This is a genomic window from Aquimarina rubra (assembly GCF_042684305.1).
GTDB lineage: Bacteria > Bacteroidota > Bacteroidia > Flavobacteriales > Flavobacteriaceae > Aquimarina > Aquimarina rubra.
In genome coordinates, this window is sequence record NZ_JBHULE010000027.1 from 102,097 (window position 1) to 102,970 (window position 874).

1 pseudogene is annotated in these 874 nt (G+C 46.6%); it reads right to left on the minus strand.

Going from position 1 to position 874, the window contains the following annotated elements:
• Positions 1-874, minus strand: a pseudogene (locus ACFSR1_RS19600) (hypothetical protein); the annotation flags it as partial.

The window sequence follows — 874 nt, forward strand, 5'->3', positions numbered from 1 at the left end:
AGCAATACCATCGTCATCACTGTCTAATCCCGCATTGCCCGTCTCAATGATATCATAGATACCATCATTGTCACTGTCTAAGTCGAAGTGATTCGGAACACCATCATTGTCATTGTCATAAATATCCGGAATACCATCTCCATTACTGTCCGCTAAATCCGGAGTGCCCGGTAGTCCATCAGGGTCCACATCCTGGTAGTTCGGGATACCGTCTCCATCATCATCCCCGCTTGGATCGTTACCATCACTCTCCACCACATCAGGAATACCATCATTGTCATCGTCTTCGTCTACATTATCTGCTATACCATCATTATCGGCATCTAAAATACTTCTGAAGTCAACCTCCGTCAGATCCGCATCATCTGCATTGTCCGTACCAATGGCTCCCGTATCTAAATTATCATTGACATCTGGGGTAGCTCCGGTAGTGTCTACCGTATCAAAACCATCATCCAAACCATCGCCATCGGCATCAGTACCTACTGCGGTACCTTGACCGGCTTCAATCACATCATTGATCCCATCATTATCACTGTCCGTATCTAAGTAATCTGGAGTCGTGTCACTATCCGTGTCCTCAGGGGCTAAACTCGTACCTGCTACAAAGCCTGCAGCCGTACATTCATCGGCATTACCATCCGCCGGAACCGTACCATCCGCTAAGTTACATACCGGATCATACGCATCATCAATACCATCATTGTCATTATCAGTACCACTTGGGGCAGTATAACTGGCTGTTGGTTGCGCCTCTACATTGTCCGCAATACCATCGTCATCTGCATCAATATCTAAATAGTCCGGACCGTCATTTACATTACCATCCGTATCAGTAACAACTGTCGTTACCGGATCGCCATCTACATTGCCT